Origin of the sequence: Pseudomonas sp. NPDC089395, from assembly GCF_044749525.1 — a bacterium.
Taxonomy (GTDB): domain Bacteria; phylum Pseudomonadota; class Gammaproteobacteria; order Pseudomonadales; family Pseudomonadaceae; genus Aquipseudomonas.
In genome coordinates this window covers 119928-143813 of the sequence record NZ_JBIVID010000012.1, presented here as the reverse complement: position 1 = coordinate 143813, position 23886 = coordinate 119928, and the positions used below count along the sequence as shown (strand labels likewise).

The window sequence follows — 23886 nt, the reverse complement described above, 5'->3', positions numbered from 1 at the left end:
TCACTCTTTTGCCACTATATATAGCGGTGCCGCGTCTGGCACCTGACGCGTTTTTCATCTTCAGATTCAGGAATACTCCGATCCATGGGCAAATCGCTGGTCATTGTGGAATCCCCGGCCAAGGCCAAGACCATCAACAAGTACCTGGGCAACCAGTACGTGGTGAAGTCGAGTATCGGCCACATCCGTGACCTCCCCACCAGCGGTTCGGCCAGCGCCAGCAAAGAGCCGGCCGCCAAGCGTGGCAAGGCTGCTGCGGGTGAGGCTCCGGCCCTGTCGCCGAAAGAAAAGGCTCGCCGCCAGCTGGTGGCACGCATGGGCGTCGACCCCGAGCACGGCTGGAAGGCCAAATACGAGATCCTGCCCGGCAAGGAAAAGGTGATCGAAGAGCTGCGCCGCCTGGCCAAAGATGCCGACACCATCTATCTCGCAACCGACTTGGACCGCGAAGGGGAAGCCATTGCCTGGCACCTGCGCGAGGCCATCGGCGGCGATGACACCCGCTACAAGCGCGTGGTGTTCAACGAAATTACCAAGAAAGCCATCCAGGAAGCCTTTTCGCAGCCTGGCGAGCTGGACATCGATCGCGTCAATGCCCAGCAGGCACGCCGCTTCCTCGACCGCGTAGTGGGCTACATGGTCTCGCCGCTGCTGTGGGCCAAGATCGCCCGTGGCCTGTCGGCCGGGCGCGTGCAGTCGGTGGCGGTGAAGCTGGTGGTCGAGCGTGAGCGCGAGATCCGTGCCTTCAACCCCGAAGAGTACTGGGAAGTGCACGCCGACCTCGGCACCGCCAAGAACGCCCAGGTGCGCTTCGAAGTGGCTCGCGAGAAGGGCGAAGCCTTCAAGCCGCTGAATGAAGCCCAGGCCATGGCTGCGCTGGAGAAGCTCAAGGAGTCCAGCTACAGCGTCATCAAGCGCGAAGACCGCCCGACCAGCAGCAAGCCGTCGGCACCGTTCATCACCTCCACCCTGCAGCAGGCGGCGAGCAATCGCCTGGGCTTCGGGGTGAAGAAAACCATGATGATGGCCCAGCGTCTGTACGAAGCCGGCTACATCACTTACATGCGTACCGATTCGACCAACCTGTCGGCCGACGCCCTGGACATGGCACGCAGCTACATCGAACGTGAGTTCGGCAAGCAGTACCTGCCGGAAGCGCCGCTGGTGTACGGCAGCAAGGAAGGCGCCCAGGAGGCGCACGAAGCGATTCGCCCGTCTGACGTCAACACCCACCCGACCAAGCTCAGTGGCATGGAGCGGGACGCCGAGCGCCTGTACGAGCTGATCTGGCGCCAGTTCCTGGCCTGCCAGATGCCGCCCGCGCAGTACCTGTCCACCAGCGTCACCGTGGCTGCTGGCGATTTCGAGCTGCGCGCCAAGGGCCGCATCCTCAAGTTCGACGGTTACACCCGTGTGCTGCCGCAACAGAGCAAGCCGGGCGAAGACGACGTGCTGCCGGAAATGGCCCAGGGCGAGTCGCTTAAGCTGATTCAGCTCGACCCGAGCCAGCACTTCACCAAGCCGCCGGCACGCTTTACTGAAGCCAGCCTGGTCAAGGAAATGGAAAAGCGCGGTATCGGCCGCCCGTCGACCTACGCGGCGATCATTTCCACCATCCAGGACCGCGGCTACGTCACGCTGCACAACCGTCGTTTCTATTCCGAGAAGATGGGTGACATCGTCACCGAGCGCCTGTCGGAAAGCTTCTCCAACCTGATGGACTACGGCTTCACCGCCGGTATGGAAGAGAACCTCGACGACGTGGCCCAGGGTGAGCGTGACTGGAAGCACGTGCTCGACGAGTTCTACGGTGATTTCAGCAAGAAGCTGCTGACCGCCGAGTCTGCCGAAAACGGCATGCGCGCCAACCAGCCGACCATGACCAACATTCCGTGCAAGGAGTGTGGTCGACCGATGATGATTCGTACCGCCTCCACCGGCGTGTTCCTCGGCTGCTCGGGCTACAGCCTGCCGCCGAAAGAGCGTTGCAAGGCCACCGTCAACCTGGTGCCGGGCGACGAGATTGCCGCCGACGACGAGGGTGAATCCGAATCCCTGGTGCTGCGTGGCAAGCACCGCTGCCCGATCTGCGCCACGGCCATGGATGCCTACCTGCTCGACGAGAAGCACAAGCTGCATATCTGCGGTAACAACCCTGATTGCGTCGGCTACGAGATCGAAGAAGGCAGCTACCGCATCAAGGGTTACGAAGGGCCGAGCCTGGAGTGCGACAAGTGCGGCAGCGAGATGCAGCTCAAGACGGGCCGCTTCGGCAAGTTCTTCGGTTGCACCAACCCGGCGTGCAAGAACACCCGCAAGCTGCTCAAGAGCGGTGAGGCAGCACCACCGAAGATGGACAAGGTGGAGATGCCGGAGCTCAAGTGCGAGAAGGTCGACGACACCTATGTGCTGCGTGATGGTGCTTCGGGGTTGTTCCTGGCGGCCAGTCAGTTCCCCAAGAACCGCGAAACGCGCGCGCCGCTGGTGCTGGAGATCCTGCCGCACAAGCATGAGATCGACCCGAAGTATCACTTCCTTTGCGATGCGCCGCAGAAAGACCCGGATGGACGCCCGGCGGTAATCCGCTACAGCCGCAAGACCAAGGAGCAGTACGTGCAGTCCGAGGTCGATGGCAAGCCGACCGGCTGGAAGGCCTTCTATGACGGCAATGCCTGGAAAGTCGAAGACAAGCGCTGATTCTTCAGTGCCGTGAATGGGGCCGCTTTGCGGCCCCATTTCATTGGTGACAAGTACCCCTCGATCCTTGAAACTGCAGGTATTCGCCTTGCAGCCTTTAAGGAGGCCACCCGACATGGCCCAGGAACTCTACACCCGCACCAACCAGAAACTGTTCTTCGCTGGCCTTGCCTTGGAATCCATGGCCAAGGCAGTCGAAAGCCAAGCGATGAATGCCCAGGGCCTGGTCCAGGCCGAGCGCGAGTCAGCGTTATTCCACCTGTATGGTGCGTTGCTGGGGTTGTGTCATGAGATCGCTGGCTACTATCGGTTGCCGACAGCACCCAATGTTGAACAGTTGCTCGCCGACGACGCCCTGAATGCCATCGCCATTCCAGAAGTGGCCGAGCTGCTGGAGCTGGCCCGTCAACGCGAAACCTGGTTGGCGCAACTGCTCAGCGCTTATGCCGATTTGTTCCGACCACCTGTCGTGAAGAAAACGCCGAAAACCGATGTCACCCAGCCACTGATCCAGGCCGTCAATCTCGATCAACCCGAGCAGCCGGCGCTTTCGCGTGAAGAGCTGGAAAGCTGGCGCAGCAATCTCAAAGGCTTGGTGAGACGTTTCCGTGACGCGTTGAGTGAGTGCTGATAGCCGTCGCGGCTGGTACACTACTGGCCTTTCGTGGAGAACAGCCCTATATGTCTACGTCGTTTCTGGAAATTGTCGAGTTGCCTGATGGCCGGATCGAACTGCGTCGCGCCGAGGATGAAGGCTCCCTGGTAACCCTGGATTTCTCGGAAGACGCCAAGGCATTCCTGCAGGGCCAACATGTCGAAGTCGCCAAAGCCATGCTGAGTGTCGGTGTGCAGATGGCTGGCCGCCTCATGGATGGCGAGCTGGAGCGCGACGAAGGGCCGCGCGTGCTGCACTAAGCCCCAATTCTCAATTGCGAGACAGGCAAAGCCTGAACATCAGCCGAGGCGGATGTTCAGGCTTTTTGCGTTTCCGACACTGGCGGCACGTACCAGTTGCTGGCGTGCCGTGGCATTGACACTCCCCAGCCAGCTCACCACCGTGTGGCTGCGCCCCAGGCGCAAGGCTTCGCAGGCCAGTTGCAGCGCACTCTGGTTGCCACCTGGCTGCAACAGCAGGATGCGCTCGCGATTCAGGCCGGCATCGCGCAGCCAGGCCTGGGTCAGGCTGGCGGGCGGGGCGATCAGGGTCAGCCAGCGGGCCTCTTGCTCTTCGCTCAATTCGCGCAATACCGGTGCCAACAGGCTCTGGCAATGCTCGGGTGCGCCACGCAGGGACAGTTCGCTGAACAGCTCCGGCCGGCTGCTTTTTCGAGCCTGCTCAGTGGCCTTCAGGCCTGGCAAAACCGGTTGCGCAAGGAAGGCTTCGAACAATGGAAGCTGGACCTGCTGGTGTGTTTGGGTGAACTGCTGCATGACGCCTCCTGGATCAGCGGCGAATAACGCCGACACTCAAACCCTCGATCACCAGATCCTGTTCTTTCAGGTCGACTTCGATAGGGGCGAATTCGGGGTTTTCAGCGATCAGCCAGACCCTGTTGCCTTCGCGCTTGAAGCGCTTGACGGTCACTTCATCGCCGATACGGGCAACGACGATCTGGCCGTTGCGGGCCTCGCGACAGGTGTGCACTGCCAGCAGATCGCCGTCGAAGATGCCGACGTCCTTCATGCTCATGCCGTGTACACGCAGCAAGTAGTCGGCGCGAGGGTGGAAAAAGGTCGGGTTGATGTTGCAGGATTGCTCGATGTGCTGTTCGGCGAGGATCGGCGCACCGGCAGCGACCCGGCCGATGATCGGCAGGCCGCTTTCTTCGCTCTTGGCTTCGACGCCTGGGATGCGGATGCCGCGCGATGCCCCCGGGGTCATTTCAATGGCACCCTTGCGGGCGAGCGCCTTGAGGTGCTCTTCAGCAGCGTTGGGTGACTTGAAGCCCAGCTCCTGGGCGATTTCCGCGCGGGTTGGCGGGAAGCCGTTGTCTTCGAGGCAGCGTTTGATGAAAGCCAGGATTTCGGCTTGGCGTGGCGTCAGTTTCAACATGGCGAGCGCTCTGTCTTTTTATACAGTGACTGGAATTATATACAGTACTGGATACGCTGCAAGCGCCAAAGATGCATTAAAAGCCGCAATCGGCTCAACATGGCGCTTGCAGCCTGCAGCTTGGCGCATTTAAATGGCGACCGCCCGGTCACCTGACCTTGACAGAGCCAGGTCTGAAACGTATGTTTCAAACACCTGTTTGTCTGCCTGCTGGAGTAGTCATGGCCCAATCGGAAACCGTTGAACGCATTCTCGATGCTGCCGAGCAGCTGTTCGCGGAAAGGGGGTTTGCGGAAACCTCGTTGCGGCTGATTACCAGCAAGGCCGGGGTCAACCTGGCGGCGGTCAACTATCACTTCGGTTCGAAGAAGGCACTGATCCAGGCGGTCTTCTCCCGCTTCCTCGGGCCATTCTGCGCCAGCCTCGAACGCGAGCTGGAACGGCGCCAGGCCAAGCCCGAGCAAAAGCCCAGCCTGGAAGAGCTGCTGGAGATGCTGGTCGAGCAGGCCCTGGCGGTGCAACCACGCAGCAACAACGACCTGTCGATCTTCATGCGCCTGCTGGGCTTGGCCTTCAGCCAGAGCCAGGGGCATTTGCGCCGCTACCTGGAGGACATGTACGGCAAGGTGTTCCGCCGCTACATGCTGCTGGTCAATGAGGCGGCGCCGCGCATTCCGCCGCTTGAGCTGTTCTGGCGCGTGCACTTCATGCTCGGTGCCGCGGCGTTCAGCATGTCCGGTATCAAGGCACTGCGTGCCATCGCTGAAACCGATTTCGGCATCAATACCTCGATCGAGCAGGTCATGCGCCTGATGGTGCCGTTCCTGGCGGCTGGCATGCGCGCCGACAGTGGCGTTACCGACAATGCCATGGCCGCAGCCCAGCTACGCCCGCGCAGCAAGACCGGCAGCACCACCGCCAAGGCCTGAAGGCTGGGCGGGGCAGGGCGCTTCGGCTAAGCTAGCGCCCATGCCCGACCTCGATTTCCTGCACATCTCCCTCGCCGACCAGCGCCTCTATGGCTTTGCCCATGGGCAGCTGCGCGTGCGCCTGGAGGTTTCCACCGCACGCAATGGCGCCGGCGAGCGCAATGGCTCGGGGTGTACGCCGCGTGGGCTGCACCAGGTCCGTGCGAAAATCGGCACGGGCTTGCCGCTCAATGCCGTGCTCTGTAGTCGTCGTTGGACCGGTGAGATCTGGACGCCTCAATTGCATGCACAGTATCCCGGGCGCGACTGGATCCTGACCCGCATTCTCTGGCTATGCGGCTGCGAGCCCGGCTTCAATCGCCTGGGGCCGGTGGACACCTTTCACCGTTATATCTACCTGCATGGCGCACCAGACTCGGAACCCTTTGGCGTACCGCTGTCCCATGGCTGCATACGCCTGCGCAACACCGATCTGCTTGGCCTGTTCGAGCGTGTACCGGCGCATTGCCCGGTACGCATCGACGAGGCCGCTTGCCCCCAGTGGGCTTCCATTAGTTTGCAATGAAGGATTGTTTATGACCGCCAGCCTGCAAGGCTCCTTGATGGTGGATATCGCCGGTAAATGGCTGACCGCCGAGGACCGCCAGCTTTTGCGCCAGCCTGAAGTGGCCGGCCTGATCATCTTTGCCCGCAACATCGACAGCCCGCGCCAGGTGCGCGAACTGTGTGCATCGATCCGGGCCCTGCGCCCTGACCTGATCCTCGCGGTGGATCAGGAAGGCGGCCGGGTGCAGCGTCTGCGTCAAGGTTTCGTGCGGCTGCCGGCCATGCGCGCGATCGCCGACAACATCAATGCCGAGTACCTGGCCGAGCAATGCGGCTGGTTGATGGCCACCGAGGTGCTGGCGGTCGGCCTAGACCTGAGTTTCGCCCCGGTACTCGACCTGGATCACCAGCGCAGCGCCGTGGTCGGCAGCCGTGCCTTCGAAGGCGACCCCCAGCGCGCTACGCAACTGGCCGGCGCGTTCATTCGCGGCATGAACGCCGCGGGCATGGCCGCCTGTGGCAAGCACTTCCCAGGGCATGGCTGGGCCGAGGCGGACTCCCATGTGGCCATCCCCACCGACGAGCGTAGCCTGGAGCAACTGCGCCAGGCCGACCTGGTCCCGTTCACCCGCCTCAGTGGGCAGTTGGCGGCGGTGATGCCGGCGCATGTCATCTACCCGCAGGTCGACAACCAGCCTGCCGGGTTCTCGCGCCGTTGGCTGCAGGACATCCTGCGTGGCGAGCTGGGCTTTGACGGGGTGATCTTCAGTGATGACCTGTCGATGGCTGGGGCGCATGTGGTTGGGGATGCGGCCAACCGTATCGAGGCGGCGTTGAGTGCCGGTTGCGACATGGGCCTGGTGTGCAATGACCGGGCGGCGGCGGAGCTGGCGTTGACGGCGGCGCAGCGCTTGAAGGTCAAGCCTTCACCGCGGATTGCGCGGATGCGAGGGCAGGGCTTTGCGCGGACCGATTATCGCCAGCAGCCGCGTTGGCTGGAGGCGCTGGGGGCTTTGAAGGACGCGCAGTTGATTGATTGACCGCGCGGGCCCTATCGCCGGCAAGCCGGCGATAGGGCCGCATCAGGCACCAGAGGATTAACGCCCGCGCTTTCCGGGCAATGGGGCAAACAGCGCCTCGATCTCCTCATCCCCAAGGCGCCACTGCCCCGCCTGCCCGCCATCGAGCAGGCTCGCCGCCAACGCGGCCTTCTCCTGCTGCAATTGCTGGATCTTCTCTTCCACCGTACCCCGGGTAATCAGCTTGAACACGAACACCGGCTTGTCCTGGCCGATTCGATAGGCGCGGTCGGTGGCCTGGTTTTCGCTGGCCGGGTTCCACCACGGGTCGAAGTGAATGACCGTATCCGCAGCCGTCAGGTTCAGGCCGACGCCACCGGCCTTGAGGCTGATCAGAAACACCTCGCTGTCGCCCTGCTGAAACTGCTGCACCGGCGTGCGCCGGTCGCGGGTGTCGCCGGTGAGCAGGCTGTAGCGGATCTTGCGTTTTTCCAACTCCTGCTCGATCAGCGCCAGCATCGAAGTGAACTGCGAAAACAGCAAAACCCGCCGCCCTTCGCTGAGCAGCTCGTCGAGCATCGCCAGCAATGCGCCGAGCTTGCCTTTGTCGGCCTGGTTGCCTTTGCTCTCGACGCCTTTGACCAGGCGCAGGTCGCAGCACACCTGGCGCAGTTTGAGCAGGGCGTCGAGGATCACGATCTGGCTGCGTGATGCGCCGTTGCGGGCAATCTCGTCTCGCACTTTCTTGTCCATCGCCACCCGCACCGCCTCGTAGGTGTCGCGCTGGGCGTCGCTGAGCTCGACCCAATGCACCATTTCGGTCTTGGCCGGCAGCTCGGTGGCCACCTGTTCCTTGGTGCGGCGCAGCAGGAACGGGCGTACGCGGCTGACCAAGTGGGCCAGACGCTCGCTGTCGCCATGGCGCTCGATCGGTGTGCGGTACTCCTGGTTGAAGCGCTTGACCTCGCCCAGCCAGCCGGGCATCAGGAAGTGGAAGAGTGACCACAGCTCGCCCAGGTTGTTTTCCATCGGCGTGCCGGTCAGGCACAGGCGCTGGTTGGCCTGCAACTCGCAGACGGCGAGGGCGGCCTTGCTGGTGCTGCTCTTGATGTTCTGCGCTTCGTCGAGCACCAGCACGCTCCAGGTTCTTTCGCGCAGGTGAGGCAGGTCCCGCGGTACCAGGGCATAAGTGGTGAGCACCAGGTCGTAGTCGCCCAGCTTGTCGAAATGCTTGCTGCGGCCAGGGCCGTGCAGGGCCAGCACGCGCAGGCCCGGGGCGAAGCGGTGGGCTTCGTCCAGCCAGTTGGGCACAAGGCTGGTGGGCATTACCGCCAAGGCCGGGTTGGCCAGGCGCCCGTGCTGTTTTTCCAGCAGCAGGTGAGCGAGGGTCTGCAGGGTTTTGCCCAAGCCCATGTCGTCGCCGAGGATGCCGCCGGTGCCCATTTCGCGCAGGGCCTGGAGCCAGTTCAGGCCTTGCTGCTGATAGGGGCGCAGGGTGGCGTTCAGCTCGGTGGGCAGTTCGACTTGCAGGTCGCGGGCATCGCGCAGGCGTCGGCCGAGGTCACGCACATGGGCACCGCCTTCCCAGTGCAGGGGCAGGTGCTCGATGTCGTTCAGGCGCGCCGCGTCGGCGCGGTCCATGCGCAGGGTCGGGCCGACGGCGTCTTCGTGCAGGTACAGCTCGCCAAGGGTGCCCATCACCGCCTTGATCCGCCCGTAGGGCAGGGCGACGCGAAGTGCCGGGCTGTCCAGGCGGCCACGGTTGAGGTCGATCAGCAGGTGCTCGTCGTCACTGCGTCGGGCCAATTCGCTTGGGCGCAGCAGTTCAGGGTTGCTGCGCAGCAGTTGCAGCACGATCGGCAGCAGGCTGTGGCGCTGGCCGTCGACGACGATGCCCAGCTCCAGGTCGAACCATTCGTGGCCCGGGGCTTCGTCGATGCTGGCGTACCAGTCGTCCACTTCCTGCAGGTTGAAGGCGAAATCGCGGTGAATGTCGATGTCCCACCCGGCTTCGCGCAAGCGCGGCAAGCCTTCGCGGGCGAAGTGCAGCCAGGCTTCGTCATCGGGCAGCTGGTGCATCTCGCCGGCGCTGTCGGGCAGTGCCTTGCTCTGCCGGGTGGCGGGCTTGAAGCCGAGCTCGCGCAGGGCCTTGCGCAGCGCCTGCTCGGCCTGGGGCTGGCGGCGAATACGCTGGCTGGTGGCGCCGACCAGGCGGGTCAGGGGCTTGTCGTCACTGCCGATGGCGCGCAGGCCATCGTAGTCGAACGACAAGGCGGCGCGGTGTTGCATCTGGCGCTGCATGCGGCCGGTCTTGGGCATGTAGGCGCTGAATTCGAGGCTGCCGAGGGTCAGGTGAGGGCGAGGTTGTATAGTGTCGATCTGTTCGCTGCGCACTGTTGTGGGTGTTGGTACCTGGCGGTTCAAAGCATTCAAACGGTGGCTCAAGGGAATGATCAGGTGTTCTGGAATCGTCGGTGCACTTGCCAGTTGGCTGGCGATGAACGGGTCAAGATCGTGCAGCAGCTTGCCTGTTTGCCCGGTTCGGGTGTCTACGTAATAGAGTGGATCGAGCGGCAGCGCCAGCACGTGGGTATTTTCATCATGATGCCAGGCACCGCGATAGCTCCCATCATCCAGCCTCACCCAGCGGAATTCGGCATGCAGGTCAGGGCCCGGGGCAAGGGGTGTGTGTTGCTGGTCGTATAACACGCGGCCGGTGGCGAGTGCATACTCATAGAGTTCAGCGCCCTTTTTTCCTTCCAGTCTCACAATTGGCGCGCCGTAATCCTTGCTGATGGCGTCGATCAGTCGCAGCGCACGCAGGTCCTCGTCGGTCACATATTTCGGCGTGTAGTAGATGAGTTCAGGCATCGAACTGGACCGGCTCAGGTTCAATGTGCCATCGGCCTGTCGGCTCCCCTTGAATACGCTGAGGAAGCATCGGCCTTGATCAGTGCTCACCACGTAGTAGAGCGAGGGGCCCTTGCGTCTGGTCGGCTCGACGACAGGTGCTGCCGGTACTTCCAGGGCCTCGACCCAATGTGCGAGTTCTGGAGGCAGTTCGAGGGAGGGCTGCCCTGAAACTGTGGCTGCAAGCAATTCGACACGCTCGCCTTCGGTATAGTCCGGGCCACGTTCCAGCAAATAGAGTGCAGCCGCGCAGTGCTTGCAATTCTCGCCTACCGGGCATGAGCAGGTGCCCTCGCATTCAAGGCCGTCCTCGGTCATGTCCAGCGTGATGCGCTGGTAATAGGCGCGGCCTGCCGAGCCCGTGCACTGAGCGCGGATGGTCAGGTTCAGAATCGATACGATCTCGCTCCTGCCTTCCTGCGCATAGTCCAGGCCGCGCTGCAGGGATCTGCGGTCAAACGCAAGCGTCCATCCGTCGTGCGCCCGGACAAAGAATTGCGCATCGCTCTCGCTCACATCACTGCTCCATCATCTCCGGGTCCATCACCGGCATTTTCGGTGTGCCGGGCGGGGTGACCTTCAACAGCAGCGCCAGGTGGCCGCCGTCCATGAAGGTCAGCTGGCCGCCCTTCATGTTGCTGTTGTTCTGCTTGAACTGCTCGCTCTGCAGCACGTTGCCGTTGCCGTCGAGCTGGTTGACCCAGAAGTTGGCTTCCACCGCGATGAAGCGGCCTTCGGTAAGGCTCAGGTTGCCTTCGATCGGGAAGTGGCCGAACTGCTCCTCGCCGGCGCCCAGGGCGATGCGGCTGGGCTCGCTGCCGACCTGCTGCTGCCAGGCCTTGTGCAGCAGCACGGTGTAGTCGGCGGTGGCCTGCAGGCGGGTGACTTCGTCCTCCAGCGCCAGCGGGCGTTCGGCACCCTTGTCCAGGCGCGGGGCGCCGGCGCTCCAGTCTTCCGGCGCAAACGGGCTGGTGAAGGCGGGCACGCTGTTTTGCCGCACCAGGATCATTTCCACCTGATACAGCCCTTCGGCGAAGGCCGCCGGCGCGAACAGCGCAAGCAACAAGGTCAGGCAACGGATGGCACGCATGTTTCTTCCTTAGGCTGTCTGTGGGGTCAAGCGCTCGAACAGCGCTTCCAAAGTGTTGAATCGTTCGTCGGGGCGTTCCATTGGCACCAGGAAGCGGAACTGGGTCGCGCCTTCGAACTTGTAGCGTTTGGGCTGGCCCTGGATCAGCTTGATCAGGGTCAGCGGGTCGACGGGGGTTTCGGCTTCGAATTCGAGCTTGCCGCCATTGGGGCCGGCGTCGACTTTCTTGATGCCGAGCTTTTCTGCTTGCAGCTTGAGCTGAGTCAAGCGCATCAGGTTCTTGGTCGGCTCGGGCAGCAGGCCAAAGCGGTCGATCATTTCCACCTGCAGGTCCTTGAGGCCTTCTTCGTCGGCCGCCGAGGCAATGCGTTTGTACAAAATCAGGCGCGCATGCACGTCCGGCAGGTAGTCCTCGGGGATCAGTGCCGGCAGGCGCAGGTTGATCTCCGGGCCACCGCCCAGGGGCTGTTCGAGGTTCGGTTGAGTACCCTTGCGGATGGCCTTGACGGCGCGTTCGAGCATTTCCATGTAGAGGGTGAAGCCCACTGCCTGGATCTGCCCGCTCTGGCCTTCGCCGAGCAGCTCGCCGGCGCCGCGGATTTCCAGGTCGTTGGTGGCCAGGACGAAGCCTGCCCCCAGGTCCTGGGTGTTGGCGATGGCTTCCAGACGTTTCTCGGCGTCGCTGCTGACCTTCTGCCGCGCAGGGGTCAGCAGGTAGGCGTAGGCCTGGTGGTGGCTGCGCCCGACCCGGCCGCGCAGCTGGTGCAGCTGGGCCAGGCCGAACTTGTCGGCGCGCTCGATGACGATGGTGTTGGCGCTGGGCACGTCGATGCCCGTTTCGATGATGGTCGAGGCGATCAGCACGTTGAAGCGTTTGTGATAGAAGTCGCTCATCACCTGTTCCAGCTCACGCTCGCGCATCTGCCCGTGGCCGATGCCGATACGCGCTTCCGGAACCAGCTCGGCGAGGTCGGCGGCGCACTTCTCGATGGTCTTCACGTCGTTGTGCAGGTAGTACACCTGGCCGCCGCGCAGCAGTTCCCGCAACAGGGCTTCCTTGACCGTGCTGTTGTTGTGCTCCATGACGAAGGTGCGCACCGACAGGCGCCGCGCCGGTGGCGTGGCGATGATCGACAAGTCGCGCATGCCGGCCACGGCCATGTTCAAGGTACGCGGGATCGGCGTGGCGGTCAGGGTGAGGATATCCACCTCGCTGCGCAGGGCCTTGAGCTGCTCTTTCTGGCGAACGCCGAAGCGGTGCTCTTCGTCGATCACCACCAGCCCCAGGTCCTTGAAGCGCACATCATCCTGCAGCAGCTTGTGGGTGCCGATGAGGATATCGATCTTGCCTTCGGCGAGGTCGGCGGCGGCGGCGGCCACTTCCTTGGCCGACTTGAAGCGGCTCATCACCTCGACCGTCACCGGCCAGTCGGCGAAGCGGTCGCGGAAGCTGTTGTAGTGCTGTTGGGCGAGCAGGGTCGTGGGCACCAGGACGGCCACCTGGCGGCCACTGTGCACGGCAATGAAGGCCGCGCGCATGGCCACTTCGGTCTTGCCGAAGCCGACATCGCCACACACCAGGCGGTCCATCGGCTTGGCCGCGAGCATGTCGGCGCGCACGGCTTCGATGGCGTTCTGCTGGTCCGGGGTTTCCTCGAAGGGGAAGCCGGCACTGAAGGTGGCATAGTCGGCAGCCGGGTCGGCGAAGGCATAGCCTTTGCGCGCGGCACGGCGGGCGTAGATATCGAGCAGCTCGGCAGCCACGTCGCGAACCTGCTCGGCGGCCTTGCGCTTGGCCTTCTGCCAGGCTTCCGAACCCAGTCTGTGCAGGGGCGCCAGGGCGTCGTCGCTGCCGGTGTAGCGGGCGATCAGGTGCAGGTTGGCCACCGGCACGTAGAGCTTGGCGCCCTCGGCGTATTCCAGGGTCAGGAACTCGGCGGCCTGGCCTTCGATCTCCAGGGTGGCCAGGCCCAGGTAACGCCCTACGCCGTGGTCGATGTGCACCACCGGCGCGCCTTCACGCAATTCGGTGAGGTTCTTGATGACCGCATCGTTGGCGGCCTCGCCGCGCTTGTCGCGGCGCCGGCGCTGCATCACGCGCTGGCCGAACAGCGGGCTTTCGGCAACCAGGGCAAGGCCCGGGTCTTCGAGCAGCAGGCCCTCGTCGAGCGGGGCGATGGTGATCGCCAGGCGTTCCTTGCCGGTAATGAAGTCAGTCCAGCCTTCGACCATCTGCGGCCTCAGCTTGAGGCGTTCGAGCAGCTCCAGCAGGACTTCACGACGGCCCGCCGACTCGGCAGTGAACAACACCCGGCCCGGGAACTGGTCGAGGAATTCGGACAGTGCCGCCAGTGGCTGGTTGGCCTTGGCCTCGATGGCCAGGTTGGGCAGGGCGCGTGCCGGGAAGCGCTCGCGGCCGGCACCCGGTTCCACTTCGTCAGCGCTGACCACCACCCGTGGCCACTGCTTGAGCTGGGCGAAGCAGTCTTCCACCGGCAGGAACAGTTCAGCCGGTGGCAGCAGTGGGCGGGTCAGGTCGCCGCGGCGGTCTTCATAACGCCCGCGCACATCGTTCCAGAAGTGCTCGGCGGCCTGTTCGACGCCCGGCAGGGAGAACACCTGGGTGTCGCTGGGCAGGTAGTCGAACAGGGTCGAAGTTTCTTCGAAGAACAGCGGCAGGTAGTACTCGATGCCGGCGGGAATGATGCCGCTGGCCAGGTCCTGGAAGATCGCGCTGCGGCGGAAGTCGACGTCGAAACGCTCGCGGAAGCGCGCCTTGAAGCGCGTCACCTCTTCCTTCTGCATGGGAAATTCGCGCGCCGGCAGCAGGCGGATCGAGTCGACCTTGTCGATCGAGCGCTGGGTCTCCGGGTCGAAGGTGCGCAGGGTCTCGATTTCGTCGTCGAACAGGTCGATGCGGTAGGGCAGCTTGCTGCCCATCGGGAACAGGTCGATCAGCGCGCCGCGCACGGCGAACTCGCCATGCTCGTAGACCGTGTCGACGCAGCGGTAGCCACTGGCTTCCAGGCGCGTGCGCATCTGTTCCACGTCGATGGTCTGGCCCACGTCCAGCACCAGGCTGCTGCCGAGCAGAAAGCGTGTTGGCGCCAGGCGGTGCAGGGCGGTGGTGATCGGCACGACGAGGATGCCATGGCTCAGCTCTGGCAGCCGGTAGAGACTGGCGATGCGCTGGGAAATGATGTCCTGGTGCGGCGAGAACAGGTCGTAGGGCAGGGTTTCCCAGTCGGGAAACGGCAGCACCGGCAGCTCCGGGGCGAAGAAGCGCAGCTCCTGTTCCAGGCGATCGGCGGCCTGGCTGTCGGCGGTCAGCAGCAGGGTGAAGCGACCAGCACTGCTGGCGGCTTCGGCGATGGCCAGGCTGAGGGCGGCACCGGGCAGGTTGCCCCAGGTTTGTTTGCCGGCCGTGGCCGACATTTGCGGTAGGCGCAGAACTGACACGGGAGATTGCACTCCAAGCGTTGCGGCAAAGAGATCGATTGTACCGGTGCCGGTGCGTGCTGTCAGGCTCCGAAAGGGGCATGAACACAGGCTTGGGCTCCGGCGACAGGTGCTCATTGCCGGTTACGCGTTGGGGCGTCATAATGTAGCCCCTTTTTTCTCCCCCTACATGTGGAAGGTTCCCGTGACTCAGAAGCCCGACCAGTGTCTTGGTGAGTGGATTGATCGTGAAGCTCTGGCTGAAGCGATGATCCCGCTTATCGGTCAGCTCTACCGCAATAACAACGTGGTGAGCTCGATTTATGGCCGCAGCCTGATCAACCGTTCGGTTATCTCGATCCTCAAGGCACACCGCTTTGCGCGTCATCGTCAAACCGACGAAACCGAACTGTCCGTCCACGAGACATTCCCCCTGCTCAAGGCCATGAGCGAGCTGAAACTGGGCGCCGCTTCGGTCGACCTGGGCAAGCTGGCGAACAAGTTCAAGCAGGAAGGCAACGGCCGCAGCGCCGAGCAGTTCGTGCGTGAAGAGCTGGCTGACGTGGTTGGCCAACAGAACGCTTCGGGGCGCAAGGGCACCGACGTCGTCCTGTACGGCTTCGGCCGCATCGGCCGCCTGCTGGCGCGCATCCTGATCGAGAAGACCGGTGGTGGCGACGGCCTGCGCCTGCGTGCCATCGTGGTGCGCAAGGGCGCCGAGAACGACCTGGTCAAGCGCGCCAGCCTGCTGCGCCGTGACTCGGTGCATGGCCCGTTCGATGGCACCATCACCATCGACGAAGCCAACAACACCCTCACCGCCAACGGCAACCTGATCCAGATCATCTACGCCAAGAGCCCGAGCGAAGTCGACTACACCCAGTACGGCATCGAAAACGCACTGATCGTCGACAACACCGGCGTATGGCGTGACGCTGACGGCCTGGGCCAGCACCTGGCCTGCCCGGGCGCTGCCCGCGTGATCCTCACCGCGCCGGGCAAAGGCGCGCTGAAGAACATCGTGCACGGCATCAACCACGGTGACATCGCCGCCGATGACAAGATCATCTCGGCCGCCTCCTGCACCACCAACGCCATCGTGCCGGTGCTCAAGGCCATCAATGACCAGTACGGCATCATCAATGGTCACGTCGAAACCGTTCACTCGTTCACCAACGACCAGAACCTGATCGACAACTTCCACAAGGGCAGCCGCCGTGGCCGTGCCGCGCCGCTGAACATGGTCATCACCGAAACCGGTGCCGCCACCGCAGCCGCCAAGGCACTGCCAGTGCTCAAGGGCAAGCTGACCGGCAACGCCATTCGCGTGCCGACGCCGAACGTGTCGATGGCCATCCTCAACCTGAACCTGGAAAAAGGTACCAGCCGCGAGGAAATCAACGAGTACCTGCGCCAGACCGCCATGCACTCGGAACTGCACAAGCAGATCGACTACGTCAGCTCTCAGGAAGTGGTCTCCACCGACTTCGTGGGCTCGCGCCACGCCGGTGTGGTCGATGCCGAAGCTACCATCTGCAACGACAACCGCGTTGTTCTGTACGTCTGGTACGACAACGAGTTCGGTTACAGCTGCCAGGTGGTTCGCGTGATGGAAGAGATGGCTGGTGTGAACCCGCCAGCGTTTCCACGCTGATTCGCTTGTAAGGCAATGAAAAAACGGGAACCTTCGGGTTCCCGTTTTTTTTGCCCTGCATTTATTGTGTCTGTACTGGCCTTATCGCCGGCAAGCCGGCTCCCACAGGAACAGCGCAGGCCTGCTTTTTTGTGGGCGCCGGCTTGCCGGCGATAGGGCCAGTACAGACAACCGAGAGTTCGAACTTGCGCACAGCCCTCCTGTTCCTCCTGATGCTCCTCACCGCCTGCAATCAGGGCCCAGCCCTGGAACGCTTGGGTGGCCCGACCATGGGCAGCAGCTACAGCATCCAGTACGTGCGCGAACCCGGCGGCCCAGCACCTGCCCAGGTCCAGGCCGCCGCCGAAACCCTCCTGCAAGGCATCGACCAGCTCTACTCGACCTACCGCGGCGACTCGCTTGTCAGCCAGTTCAACCTGCTCCCTGCCAATCAGTGCCTGACCTTGCCATCCGACATGCTAGAACTGGTCGCCCTCGGCCAGCACCTGGCCGAGCAGAGCGAGGGCGCCTTCGACCTCACTGTCGAGCCGCTGCTCGATCTGTGGGGCTTCGGCCCCCAGTCCCGCCACGAGCAGGTCCCCGACCCGCAGGCCCTGGCTCAGGCTCGGCAGCGCGTAGGCTTCCGTCACCTACGCATCGACGGCCAAACGCTGTGCAAGGACGCGCCGGTGCAGCTGGATTTCAACAGCATCGCCGCTGGCTACGCCGTCGACCTGATTGCCGAGCGACTGCGCGCCATGGGGGTGGCCAGTTTCGTCGCCGAGGTCACGGGCGAGCTCAAGGCCGTCGGCCGCAAGCCCGATGGCAGCCTTTGGCGCATTGCCCTGGAGCTGCCCCGCGAAGACCGTCAGATCGCTCGCCAGGTCATCCCGGTCAATGGCCTTGCGCTTTCGACCTCGGGTGACTATCGCCACTATTTCGAGCAGAATGGCCGGCGCTATTCGCACACCTTCGATGCCCGCCTCGGGCGGCCGGTCGAACATGACCTGGCTGCAGTCACTGTACTCGATGGCTCGGCGCTGCAAGCCGACGGCTACTCGACCCTGCTGCTAGTCCTTGGGCCGGAGCGCGGTTGGGACTTTGCCGTGGCCCATGATCTGGCCGCCGTACTGGTGACCCGGGTAGAGGGTGGTTTCGTCTCCCGAGCTACGCCCGCGTTCGAACGGGCAACGAAAGGCGAGTGAAAGTGCAAGCAGGGAAGATCAAGGCCATGGAATCGGGCAATAACATGTAGTGCAGGCAAAATTGGCCTACGACGCGACCAAGGGTTAATGTGCGCGGCGTTCACGCTTGATTAGACTGCACACGAATTTTCTCATGACGCCCCGGCGGCATGATCGAGTCCCGCGGCGACCGTGGCCGGCGGGCCAGTTCTGAAGGAGTACGCATGGCTGTCTACAACTACGACGTAGTGGTGTTGGGTTCCGGCCCGGCCGGAGAAGGTGCGGCAATGAACGCCGCCAAAGCAGGGCGCAAGGTGGCGATGGTCGATAGCCGTCGTCAGGTCGGTGGCAACTGCACCCACCTGGGCACCATCCCGTCCAAGGCACTGCGTCACTCGGTGCGGCAGATCATGCAGTTCAACACCAATCCGATGTTCCGTGCCATCGGTGAGCCGCGCTGGTTCTCCTTCCCTGACGTGCTCAAGAGCGCCGAGAAGGTGATTTCCAAGCAGGTCGCCTCGCGTACCGGCTACTACGCCCGTAACCGCGTCGACGTGTTCTTCGGCACCGGCAGCTTCGCCGACGAGCAGACCGTCGAAGTGGTCTGCCCCAACGGCGTGGTGGAAAAACTCAACGCCAAGCACATCATCATCGCCACCGGCTCGCGTCCGTACCGCCCGGCCGACATCGACTTCCATCACCCGCGCGTCTACGACAGCGACACCATCCTCAGCCTGAGCCACACCCCGCGCAAGCTGATCGTCTATGGTGCCGGCGTGATCGGTTGTGAATACGCCTCGATCTTCAGCGGCCTGGGTGTGCTGGTGGAGCTGGTCGACAACCGTGGCCAGTTGCTCAGCTTCCTGGACTCGGAAATCTCCCAGGCACTGAGCTACCACTTCAGCAACAACAACATCACCGTGCGCCACAACGAGGAGTACGAGCGGGTCGAAGGTCTGGACAACGGCGTGATCCTGCACCTGAAGTCGGGCAAGAAGATCAAGGCCGACGCCTTGCTGTGGTGCAACGGTCGTACCGGCAACACCGACAAGCTGGGCCTGGAGAACATCGGCATCAAGGTCAACAGCCGTGGCCAGATCGAGGTCGACGAGGCCTATCGCACCACCGTGCCGAACATCTATGGCGCCGGTGACGTGATCGGCTGGCCAAGTCTGGCCAGTGCCGCCCACGACCAGGGTCGCTCGGCGGCCGGCAGCATTGTCGACAATGGCAGCTGGCGCTTCGTCAACGATGTGCCGACCGGCATCTACACCATCCCGGAGATCAGCTCGATCGGCAAGAACGAGCAGGAGCTGACCCAGGCCAAGGTGCCTTACGAAGTGGGCAAGGCGTTCTTCAAGGGCATGGCCCGTGCGCAGATCGCTGGCGAGCCGCAGGGCATGCTGAAGATTCTGTTCCACCGTGAAACCCTGGAAATCCTCGGCGTGCACTGCTTCGGCTACCAGGCTTCGGAAATCGTCCACATCGGCCAGGCGATCATGAACCAGCCGGGCGAGCTGAATAACCTGAAGTACTTCGTCAACACCACGTTCAACTACCCGACCATGGCCGAAGCCTATCGGGTAGCTGCCTACGACGGTCTGAACCGGCTTTTTTAAGCGGCTCCGGCCGGTGGCCTGAGCCGGTCGGGGAGACCGATTTCAGCCCTACCCGAGGGTGGTCTTGGCCAAACCGGGAAAGTCTGTAATCAGGCTGTCCACGCCAAAGTCAGCGAGCCGGCGCATCAGTGCCGGTTCGTTGACCGTCCACACCGACACATGCAAACCCTGGCCCTGCGCCTTGAGCAGGCGTTCCGGGGTGCACAGTGTCCAGTTCAAGGCCAGCATCTCGCAGCCATAGTTCTGCGCCACCTTCAGCGGGTCGAGCCAGGCATATTCGGCGACCAGCCCGCGCTTCACGTCCGGCACCAGTTCAAGCGCCGCACCCAGTACTTCGCGTGAGCTGGAGGTGATGGTCACCTTGTCCAGCAGCCCGTACTGCTGGGCCAGTTCGCGAATGGCCAGCACCGTGGTGGCGGCGCGGGTGCGCGAGGCACTCTTGACCTCCAGCTGCCAGTGCTCGAAGGCGCATTTTTCGAACAGTTCTTCAAGCCGCGGGATAGGGCAGGGCTGCACATGGCCCGGGCCGCCCTTGCGGGCGTCGTAGGTGACCAGGTCGGCTGCCGGGTGTTCGACCACCTTGCCGCGCCGGCCCGTGGTGCGCTTGAGCGACGTGTCGTGGATGACCATCAGCTCGTTGTCGGCCGACAGGTGCAGGTCCAGTTCGCAGCGGTTGACGCCGTGGGACAGGCACTGGCGGAAGCTGGTCAGGGTGTTCTCGGGCGCTTCGCCCTTGGCGCCACGGTGGCCGTAAATGAGGGTCACGTTCGTTCCTTCAGGTCAAGAATGAAAAAGCTCAGGAAGCGGGGTCTTCCAGTTCCAGTTGCTGGCGGCGTTGTTGTTGCTGGCGCTGCAGGATGTAGCGGGCCAGCAGTTGGCGCTGGGCGTCGGTCATGTCGATGAATTCGGTGCCGACCTCAAAACCCCCTTCCGGGCGCGGGTCGCAATGGGTGACCTTGCCGCGCAGCAGCAGGCCGTGGGCACGCGGCATCAGCACCATCTTCAGCTTGACCCGGGTGTCGGGGGCAATCGGTTGGGGCTGGGTGAAATCGATACCGCCCTCGGAGATGATCACGCGTTGTGGCTGGCCGATCTCGCCGATCAGGCTGTGCGCGACGACGGCGCTGAGCAGGTCGAGGCGTTTGTTCTGTGCCCGCAGGAAAGCCGCCAGGATACGGTCCTTGTCGCTGAGCTGGCGCAGCAGGTGCTGTGACTCGAAGTCGCTAAGGTGCAGCTCGCTGAGCAGGTTGAACAGTGGTGAATCATCCTGCAACAGTTCTGGCTCAAGGGCTTCGGCCGCGCTCAAAGGGCTTATTTCCAGTGCGATCCGATCTTCGATGCGGTAGTATTCGCGGCGATCTTCTTCGTCTAATGTCGTCATGGCGAACCCATGGTAGCGGCGGTGGTCCGAGTGTAAAGCCGCCACAGGCGCCTCGCCACAAGGACGTTCCCTTTCATCCGAACAAGCCCCGACATGTTCAGACCTCTTTTCGCATTCATCGGCACGCGTTATACCCGTGCCAAGCGCCGTAATCACTTCGTCTCGTTCATTTCCCTGACCTCGATGATCGGCCTCGCCCTGGGCGTGGTGGTGATGATCGTGGTGCTCTCGGTCATGAACGGTTTCGACCACGAGATGCGTACCCGCGTGCTGGGCATGATCCCGCATGCCACGCTGGAGAGCGGCCAGCCGATCAACGACTGGCCTGCGCTTGCCCAACAAGTAAAGCAGAATCCGCAGGTGCTGGCGGTTGCCCCGTACACCCAGATGCAGGGCCTGCTGACCCATGACGGCAAGGTACAGAAGGTGCTGCTCAACGGCATCGACCCAGCCCGCGAACGTGAAGTGTCGATCATCGACCACTTCATCCTGCAAGGCCGGCTCGACCAGTTGGCGCCAGGCGAGTGGGGCATCATGATCGGCGACAAGGCCGCCGCCAAGCTGGGCGTGGCCATCGGCGACAAGCTCACCTTCGTCGCCCCCGAAGTCAGCGTCACGCCGGCGGGGATGTTCCCGCGCATGAAGCGCTTCACAGTGGTCGGCACCTTCCATGTCGGTGCCGGCGAGATCGACGGCTACCTGGGCCTGACCAACATTGCCGACCTGTCCCGCCTGCACCGCTGGAAGGCGGACCAGGTGCAGGGCCTGCGCCTGAAGTTCGACGACCTGTTCCAGGCGCCGCGTGTGGCCTGGAGCATCGCCCAGCAGTTGGGCGGCCAGGAGTACTACAGCCGCGACTGGACCCGTACCCACGGCAACCTGTACCAGGCGATCCGCATGGAGAAGGCCATGATCGGCCTGCTGCTGTTGCTGATCGTCGCGGTGGCCGCGTTCAACATCATTTCCACCCTGGTGATGGTGGTCAACGACAAGCGTGGCGACATCGCCATCCTGCGCACCCTCGGCGCCACACCTGGGCAGATCATGGCCATCTTCATGGTCCAGGGCACGGTGATCGGGGTGATCGGCACCCTGATCGGCGCCGTGGTCGGGATCGTGGCCGCGCTCAATGTCAGTGCGGTGATCGCCGGCATCGAGAAACTGATCGGGCACAAGTTCCTCAATGCCGACGTGTATTTCATCGATTACCTGCCGTCGCAGATCCAGTCCCAGGACGTGTACATGGTCTGTGGTGCGGCGTTGGTCCTGAGTTTCTTCGCCACCCTGTACCCGGCCTGGCGTGCGGCGCGCACCCAGCCTGCAGAGGCGCTACGTTATGAGTGAGTCGCGCATGAGTGATAAAGCCGTTCTGAGTTGCCGCAACCTGGGCAAGTCCTACGACGAGGGCCCGGAGTCGGTGCAGGTATTGTCCGGCCTCAACCTTGAGCTGCACGCCGGTGAGCGGGTGGCCATCGTCGGCAGTTCGGGCTCGGGCAAGAGCACCTTGCTCAACCTGCTGGGCGGCCTCGACCGGCCGACCCAGGGCAGTGTCTGGCTGGCAGGCGAGGAGTTGTCGGCCCTGGGCGAGCGTGCCCGCGGCCTGCTGCGCAATCGCGAGCTGGGGTTCGTCTACCAGTTCCACCACCTGCTGCCGGAGTTCACCGCCTTGGAGAACGTGTGCATGCCGCTGCTGATCGGCCGCACCGCGATCCCTGAGGCACGTGAACGCGCCGGGGCGCTGCTCAAGCGCGTGGGCCTGAGCCACCGCCTGAACCACAAGCCGGCCGAACTGTCCGGTGGCGAGCGCCAGCGTGTAGCGATCGCCCGCGCCCTGGTCAACCGCCCGGGCCTGGTGATGCTCGACGAGCCAACCGGCAACCTCGACCACCACACCGCCCAGGGAATCCAGGAGTTGATGCAGGAACTGTCCAGTGCCTCGCGCACGGCGTTCCTGGTAGTGACCCACGACCTCAATCTGGCGCGCCAGATGGACCGCGTACTGAAACTCGACGACGGCCACCTGGTCGCGATCTGAGCCAGGCCGCCCCACATTTTTTCATTGGGTGTTTTCGTACATGTTCAGACCCTTGCCCTTGTTCATCGGTGCTCGCTACACCCGTGCCAAGCGCCGCAACCATTTCATCTCGTTCATCTCGATGACCTCGATGATCGGCCTGTCACTGGGCGTGCTGGCGATGATCGTGGTGCTGTCGGTAATGAACGGCTTCCAGCGCGAGATGAGTTCGCGAATTCTCGGCCTGGTGCCGCACGCCGCGATCCTTGGGGTGCAACCGCTGGAGGACTGGCGCGCGACCGCCGACGCTGCGTTGAAGAACCCTGCTGTGATGGCGGCAGCGCCGATCACCGAAATGGAAGGCATGCTTTCCTACAAGGGGGCGATGCAGCCGATTCAGGTCAGCGGTATCGACCCGGCCGAAGAGGGCAAGGTGTCGATCGTTGGCCGGCACATCGTCCAGGGCCGTTTGCAGGATTTGCAGCCGGGTGAATATGGGGTGGTGATCGGTGAGCTCACGGCGCGCCGCTTCCGCCTCAATACCGGCGACAAGTTGACCTTGATCGTGCCGGAGATCAGCAAGGAGCCGGGCGGCATCACCCCGCGCATGCAGCGCCTGACCGTGGTCGGCATCTTCAAGGTCGGGGCCGAGCTGGACGGTTCCCAGGCCTATATCCACATGGCCGATGCCGGTGAGATGCAGCGCTGGGCACCGGGCCAGGTGCAGGGCGTGCGGCTGAAACTGCATGACCTGTACGCCGCGCCGCAGGTGTCCAAGGCCATCGCCGCCGGGCTGGGCGATGCCTACCGCGCCGACGACTGGTCGCATACCCAGGGCAGCCTGTTCAGTGCGATGAAAATGGAAAAGACCATGATCGGTCTGTTGCTGCTGATGATCATTGCCGTGGCGGCGTTCAACATCATCGCCACGTTGGTGATGGTGGTGAACGACAAGGGGCCGGACATCGCCATCCTGCGTACCCTGGGTGCCACGCCGGCACAGATCATGGGCACGTTCATGGTTCAGGGCAGCCTGATCGGCATCGTCGGCACCTTGATCGGTGGGGTGCTCGGGGTGATTGCCGCGTTCAATGTCAGCCAGATTGTCGGCTGGCTGGAGCGGGTGAGCGGGCAGCACATCTTTACCTCGGATGTGTACTTCATCAGCAGCTTGCCTTCCGAGTTGCAGTGGGGGGATGTGGGGATCATCTGTGCGGCGGGGTTGGTGATGAGCTTCCTGGCGACCATTTACCCGGCTTATCGGGCGTCGCAGGTGCAGCCGGCGATCGGCTTGGCTGTTTGATGTCTGCTTGAGGGCACTATCGACGGCAAGCCCGCTCCCACAGGTTGCGCGTCACTCGCAGCCTCCGTGG

At 63.3% G+C, this 23886-nt stretch carries 19 protein-coding genes; 12 read left to right on the top strand and 7 right to left on the bottom strand.

Features of this window, described 5'->3' with window-relative positions:
• The first annotated feature begins 84 nt into the window (after nt 1-84).
• The 3 genes from topA to ACIPZG_RS22975 all read left to right on the top strand — a co-directional run bounded on the left by topA (nt 85) and on the right by ACIPZG_RS22975 (nt 3612).
• Nucleotides 85-2697: a type I DNA topoisomerase gene (topA, locus tag ACIPZG_RS22985; protein ID WP_400717168.1), complete on the top strand. Its 2613-nt coding sequence runs from the start codon at nt 85-87 to the stop codon at nt 2695-2697.
• Between the two features lie 115 nt (nt 2698-2812).
• Nucleotides 2813-3328 (top strand): DUF6586 family protein, encoded by a 516-nt coding sequence (locus ACIPZG_RS22980; protein ID WP_400717166.1) that lies wholly within the window; start codon nt 2813-2815, stop codon nt 3326-3328.
• A 50-nt stretch (nt 3329-3378) separates the two neighbouring features.
• Nucleotides 3379-3612, top strand: coding sequence for a hypothetical protein (locus ACIPZG_RS22975; protein WP_004376430.1), 234 nt, complete (start codon nt 3379-3381; stop codon nt 3610-3612).
• 39 nt (nt 3613-3651) lie between these two features.
• On the opposite strand, the gene sulA is transcribed toward ACIPZG_RS22975, so the two are convergent.
• Both sulA and lexA read right to left on the bottom strand, forming a co-directional pair.
• The gene (sulA, locus tag ACIPZG_RS22970; RefSeq protein ID WP_008094108.1) at nt 3652-4128 is read right to left on the bottom strand and encodes an SOS-induced cell division inhibitor SulA; all 477 of its coding nucleotides are present in this window, start codon (nt 4126-4128) and stop codon (nt 3652-3654) included.
• A gap of 13 nt (nt 4129-4141) precedes the next feature.
• A complete protein-coding gene (gene lexA / locus ACIPZG_RS22965; protein WP_008094109.1) occupies nt 4142-4750 on the bottom strand; it encodes a transcriptional repressor LexA in 609 nt (202 codons plus the stop codon).
• Between the two features lie 221 nt (nt 4751-4971).
• On the opposite strand from lexA, the gene ACIPZG_RS22960 reads away from it, so the two are divergent.
• From ACIPZG_RS22960 to nagZ, 3 genes are read left to right on the top strand one after another with little or no spacing between them, the layout of a single operon-like run.
• Entirely contained in the window at nt 4972-5679 is a 708-nt protein-coding gene (locus ACIPZG_RS22960; protein ID WP_400643441.1) for a TetR/AcrR family transcriptional regulator, read from the top strand.
• Between the two features lie 40 nt (nt 5680-5719).
• Entirely contained in the window at nt 5720-6244 is a 525-nt protein-coding gene (locus ACIPZG_RS22955; RefSeq protein ID WP_400717164.1) for a L,D-transpeptidase family protein, read from the top strand.
• A gap of 22 nt (nt 6245-6266) precedes the next feature.
• On the top strand, nt 6267-7265 hold the full coding sequence (gene nagZ / locus ACIPZG_RS22950; RefSeq protein ID WP_400717211.1) for a beta-N-acetylhexosaminidase: 999 nt from the start codon (nt 6267-6269) through the stop codon (nt 7263-7265).
• A gap of 57 nt (nt 7266-7322) precedes the next feature.
• Here nagZ and ACIPZG_RS22945 read toward each other — a convergent pair whose 3' ends face one another.
• Genes ACIPZG_RS22945 through mfd form a run of 3 tightly spaced genes read right to left on the bottom strand, consistent with a single transcriptional unit; the run spans nt 7323 to nt 14703 of the window.
• Nucleotides 7323-10670: an SNF2-related protein gene (locus ACIPZG_RS22945; protein ID WP_400717161.1), complete on the bottom strand. Its 3348-nt coding sequence runs from the start codon at nt 10668-10670 to the stop codon at nt 7323-7325.
• 1 nt (nt 10671) lies between these two features.
• A complete protein-coding gene (locus tag ACIPZG_RS22940; protein ID WP_400717158.1) occupies nt 10672-11244 on the bottom strand; it encodes a CsiV family protein in 573 nt (190 codons plus the stop codon).
• Nucleotides 11245-11253: 9 nt separating this feature from the next.
• Nucleotides 11254-14703: a transcription-repair coupling factor gene (mfd, locus tag ACIPZG_RS22935; RefSeq protein WP_400717155.1), complete on the bottom strand. Its 3450-nt coding sequence runs from the start codon at nt 14701-14703 to the stop codon at nt 11254-11256.
• A gap of 169 nt (nt 14704-14872) precedes the next feature.
• Here mfd and ACIPZG_RS22930 point away from each other — a divergent pair, with 169 nt between their 5' ends.
• The 3 genes from ACIPZG_RS22930 (at nt 14873) to sthA (ending at nt 19118) form a co-directional block, all read left to right on the top strand.
• Nucleotides 14873-16336: a glyceraldehyde-3-phosphate dehydrogenase gene (locus tag ACIPZG_RS22930; protein ID WP_400643436.1), complete on the top strand. Its 1464-nt coding sequence runs from the start codon at nt 14873-14875 to the stop codon at nt 16334-16336.
• Between the two features lie 185 nt (nt 16337-16521).
• The gene (locus ACIPZG_RS22925) at nt 16522-17520 is read left to right on the top strand and encodes an FAD:protein FMN transferase (RefSeq protein WP_400717153.1); all 999 of its coding nucleotides are present in this window, start codon (nt 16522-16524) and stop codon (nt 17518-17520) included.
• 203 nt (nt 17521-17723) lie between these two features.
• Entirely contained in the window at nt 17724-19118 is a 1395-nt protein-coding gene (gene sthA / locus ACIPZG_RS22920; protein ID WP_400717151.1) for a Si-specific NAD(P)(+) transhydrogenase, read from the top strand.
• Nucleotides 19119-19166: 48 nt separating this feature from the next.
• On the opposite strand, the gene ACIPZG_RS22915 is transcribed toward sthA, so the two are convergent.
• Complete coding sequence (locus tag ACIPZG_RS22915; RefSeq protein ID WP_008099191.1) at nt 19167-19883, bottom strand: glycerophosphodiester phosphodiesterase; 717 nt, start codon at nt 19881-19883, stop codon at nt 19167-19169.
• A gap of 31 nt (nt 19884-19914) precedes the next feature.
• Nucleotides 19915-20499 (bottom strand): PilZ domain-containing protein, encoded by a 585-nt coding sequence (locus tag ACIPZG_RS22910; RefSeq protein WP_400717148.1) that lies wholly within the window; start codon nt 20497-20499, stop codon nt 19915-19917.
• Nucleotides 20500-20592: 93 nt separating this feature from the next.
• On the opposite strand from ACIPZG_RS22910, the gene ACIPZG_RS22905 reads away from it, so the two are divergent.
• From ACIPZG_RS22905 to ACIPZG_RS22895, 3 genes are read left to right on the top strand one after another with little or no spacing between them, the layout of a single operon-like run.
• Nucleotides 20593-21843, top strand: a complete 1251-nt coding sequence (locus tag ACIPZG_RS22905; RefSeq protein ID WP_400717145.1) for a lipoprotein-releasing ABC transporter permease subunit — start codon at nt 20593-20595, stop codon at nt 21841-21843.
• Nucleotides 21844-21850: 7 nt separating this feature from the next.
• Nucleotides 21851-22534, top strand: a complete 684-nt coding sequence (gene lolD / locus ACIPZG_RS22900; RefSeq protein ID WP_400643433.1) for a lipoprotein-releasing ABC transporter ATP-binding protein LolD — start codon at nt 21851-21853, stop codon at nt 22532-22534.
• A 40-nt stretch (nt 22535-22574) separates the two neighbouring features.
• Nucleotides 22575-23816: a lipoprotein-releasing ABC transporter permease subunit gene (locus ACIPZG_RS22895; RefSeq protein ID WP_400717143.1), complete on the top strand. Its 1242-nt coding sequence runs from the start codon at nt 22575-22577 to the stop codon at nt 23814-23816.
• The last annotated feature ends 70 nt before the right edge of the window (nt 23817-23886 follow it).

Excerpts from the sequence above, each read along its gene's own strand:
- ACIPZG_RS22940 (WP_400717158.1), bottom strand. The coding sequence starts at position 11,244 with ATGCGTGCCATCCGTTGCCTGACCTTGTTGCTTGCGCTGTTCGCGCCG.
- sthA (WP_400717151.1), top strand. The coding sequence starts at position 17,724 with ATGGCTGTCTACAACTACGACGTAGTGGTGTTGGGTTCCGGCCCGGCC.
- ACIPZG_RS22980 (WP_400717166.1), top strand. The coding sequence starts at position 2,813 with ATGGCCCAGGAACTCTACACCCGCACCAACCAGAAACTGTTCTTCGCT.
- ACIPZG_RS22955 (WP_400717164.1), top strand. The coding sequence starts at position 5,720 with ATGCCCGACCTCGATTTCCTGCACATCTCCCTCGCCGACCAGCGCCTC.
- ACIPZG_RS22930 (WP_400643436.1), top strand. The coding sequence starts at position 14,873 with ATGTGGAAGGTTCCCGTGACTCAGAAGCCCGACCAGTGTCTTGGTGAG.
- ACIPZG_RS22960 (WP_400643441.1), top strand. The coding sequence starts at position 4,972 with ATGGCCCAATCGGAAACCGTTGAACGCATTCTCGATGCTGCCGAGCAG.
- ACIPZG_RS22975 (WP_004376430.1), top strand. The coding sequence starts at position 3,379 with ATGTCTACGTCGTTTCTGGAAATTGTCGAGTTGCCTGATGGCCGGATC.
- ACIPZG_RS22905 (WP_400717145.1), top strand. The coding sequence starts at position 20,593 with ATGTTCAGACCTCTTTTCGCATTCATCGGCACGCGTTATACCCGTGCC.
- ACIPZG_RS22895 (WP_400717143.1), top strand. The coding sequence starts at position 22,575 with ATGTTCAGACCCTTGCCCTTGTTCATCGGTGCTCGCTACACCCGTGCC.
- topA (WP_400717168.1), top strand. The coding sequence starts at position 85 with ATGGGCAAATCGCTGGTCATTGTGGAATCCCCGGCCAAGGCCAAGACC.
- lexA (WP_008094109.1), bottom strand. The coding sequence starts at position 4,750 with ATGTTGAAACTGACGCCACGCCAAGCCGAAATCCTGGCTTTCATCAAA.
- ACIPZG_RS22910 (WP_400717148.1), bottom strand. The coding sequence starts at position 20,499 with ATGACGACATTAGACGAAGAAGATCGCCGCGAATACTACCGCATCGAA.
- lolD (WP_400643433.1), top strand. The coding sequence starts at position 21,851 with ATGAGTGATAAAGCCGTTCTGAGTTGCCGCAACCTGGGCAAGTCCTAC.
- sulA (WP_008094108.1), bottom strand. The coding sequence starts at position 4,128 with ATGCAGCAGTTCACCCAAACACACCAGCAGGTCCAGCTTCCATTGTTC.